The following is a 2,615-nucleotide window of genomic DNA, read 5'->3' as shown; positions in this document are numbered from 1 at the left end:
CAAACCAGACCGTTGGTGCCACACTCTTCCAGAAGCAAATGCCTCCGTGGAGCGAAGAGCTACGCTACGGCCATCGAGAGGTTCGCGCAACCTGCCGTAAAGATTTGTGGGGCACGGCATCTCAGTCGGCGTTGCTCCAGCGGGAGAACCTCGGGTTGGTTCCTCCTCATGGAGTTCCACGTCTCCCCTGTGGGGGCGCAAGCGTGGGTTCGCTCAGGCTCACGACGGCGCCTCGCCATCACCAGATCTGATTAACTACAAAGGCCCCTCTTCACACCTCAGCGACCACACCTCACGGAGAATCCGACATGGCCAAGCTGACACCACGTGCATCCATCCTGAGCAGCATTCCCATGTTCTCAGGGCTGTCGAAGAAGGAGCTCGCGTCGATCCAGCGGATGATGTCCAAGATCCCCATCGATGCCGGCTCGGAGTTCATCAAGCAAGGCACGGTCGGTCGGGAGGCCTTCATCATCGTGAGCGGCAATGCGTCAGTCTGGAAAGACGACAAGCTCGTTGCTTCAGTTGGACCGGGCTCCGTGATCGGCGAAATGGCACTGCTTTAGGGAACACCGCGCAATGCAACCGTGAAGGCAGAGAGCGACCTCATGGTCGAAGTCCTCGGCAGCCGTGAGTTCTCCGCCTTCCTTGATGCCAACATTGCAGTCACGCGCAAAGTGCTCAAGTCCACAATCACTCGGCTCATGGAAGCCGAATCATCGCTGCTCGGCTAGCACCTCTGCCCCGAGGGCCCGCAGCCAGACCCCAGCGCCAAACGCCCACGGTCCATCACCGCGAGTAGGCGTCGGGTCATTCGAACGAAAACCCCTCGTAGCCGTTCGCTTCACAGGCGGCAATGAACATCAGGTAGCCGTCGGTGCTGGGATAATTCAGCAGTTGGCGACGCTTCCCGGGAATGTTGGCCCCCATGTACCAACTGTCAGCCTGAGACAGCAGGGCCATCGCAGCGACCTCGTCGAGGTGCTCCGCCCATCGGCGGTCAGCACTCGCGGTCGACTCCACACGTCTGGATCCCGTTCGACGCATGTGACTCAGCATTCTCACGACCCAGTCCCCCTGCAGCTCTGCGCAGGTCGGGCCATTGCAGAACGCTGTCGGGCTCTGCGGGCCATAGAGGAACAACAGGTTGGGGAATCCGTTGACGGCCATCCCGAACTGTGTCTCAACACCATCGGACCACCGCTGCGTCAGCGTGTCGCCGGACGGACCGGCGATGTTGATCTGCGTGAGGCCACCGGTGTTCGCGTCAAATCCTGTTGCCAACACGAGCACATCGAAATCATGGTGCCGTCCGTCGGCGGTGCGCACGCCAGTCGCTGTGACGCGCTCGATCGGGGCACCCTGCAGATCAACGAGGTGCACGTTCGGTTGGTTGAAACACTCGTAGTAGCCCTGCTCGAGCGAGGGGCGTTTGGTGCCGAACGGGTAGGGCGGCTCGAGCGGTGCGAGGACGTCCGCGATCGCCGTGTCCGTGATCCGGGCACGTGTCTTATCGCGCCAGAAGTCGTACGCGGTGCGATTGGCGGCGAGATCAAGACCGATGTCTTTGAAGGTCCCGGCCCAGAAGTGGAACCCGCCGGCCTGCCATGCCTCTTCAAAGACCGCACGCCGCTCCTCGGGCGACACCTCCAACGCGCCGACTTCGTGGCGAACAATGTCAAAGAAACTGCCCGGTGGTTCATTGCGTCGTCGAAAGATCTCCGGATAGTCGAGCTTGGCCCGGTCCTGTTCATCAACAGTGAGGCTGCGCTGCTGCATCGGTAATGCCGTCACCGGAGTTCGCTGGAACACAGTCAACTCAGCAGCGGTGCGGCTTGCTTCTTGCACGATCTGGACCGCACTGGCTCCGGTGCCGATCACGCCGACCCGTTTGCCATCGAAGGCGACACCCCCGTCGGGCCACTGCGCCGTGTGCTGACACGGGCCGTCGAAGTCGTCGAGGCCAGCGATGTCAGGAATGTACGGCTTGGACGCAAAACCGGTGCACAGCACGAAGTACCGCGCGACGATCTGACCTGCAGTCGTCTCGACAACCCACCGGCAGCGTTCTTCGTCGAAACGAGCAGCCGTAACTTGTGTGTCGAGACGAATGTGACGCCGCAAGTCGAGCGTGTCAACGACGTGATCGAAGTAGCGGCGCAGCTCTTCTTGACCCGGGAACCGCTCGGTCCAGTTCCAGTCGCGCCACACGGCCTCGATCGAGAACTCGTAGTTCGGCACGTGGGAGTCGACGCGGGCGCCCGGGTAGCGGTTCGTGTTCCACACACCACCGACGCCTGAACTTGCTTCGACGACCTGAGCATCGAAGCCTTCCTGACGCAGGCGGTGGAGTTGATACAGCCCGTTGAAGCCGGCGCCGACGACGAGAACATCGAGCTCCTGATCGTGCTCCTGCGGCTGGGAACCGCGCGACCGTCCGATCACCATGTGAACACCATCTTGGCCGTCGTTGCGTGCTGCATGTTCCCTCCGATTCCTCCGATCTTGTCGGATGAGGTGCGGCTACTTCGATTCGCAGCCCGCTGAAGACGCGACGGCACGCGGAACTGGCGCGACGGCACACAGAACCATGGAAACATGGAACGCGATGACGA

At 61.6% G+C, this 2,615-nt stretch carries 3 protein-coding genes; 2 read left to right on the top strand and 1 reads right to left on the bottom strand.

Annotation, left to right across the window (positions count from 1 at the left end; genetic code table 11):
- Window positions 1-308 precede the first annotated feature (308 nt).
- Entirely contained in the window at window positions 309-566 is a 258-nt protein-coding gene (locus ACH2DW_RS15235) for a cyclic nucleotide-binding domain-containing protein (protein ID WP_394930596.1), read from the top strand.
- 21 nt (window positions 567-587) lie between these two features.
- Complete coding sequence (locus ACH2DW_RS15230; protein ID WP_394930595.1) at window positions 588-734, top strand: hypothetical protein; 147 nt, start codon at window positions 588-590, stop codon at window positions 732-734.
- Between the two features lie 76 nt (window positions 735-810).
- Here the strand turns inward: ACH2DW_RS15230 and ACH2DW_RS15225 are convergent, their stop codons facing one another.
- Window positions 811-2,448 (bottom strand): flavin-containing monooxygenase, encoded by a 1,638-nt coding sequence (locus tag ACH2DW_RS15225; protein ID WP_394930594.1) that lies wholly within the window; start codon window positions 2,446-2,448, stop codon window positions 811-813.
- Between the last annotated feature and the right edge of the window lie 167 nt (window positions 2,449-2,615).

The organism is uncultured Ilumatobacter sp., assembly GCF_963980585.1.
In the GTDB taxonomy this organism is placed as follows: Bacteria; Actinomycetota; Acidimicrobiia; order Acidimicrobiales; family Ilumatobacteraceae; genus Ilumatobacter_A.
The sequence above is the reverse complement of the archived record's forward strand: the minus strand, read 5'-3'. Positions and strand labels throughout refer to the sequence as shown.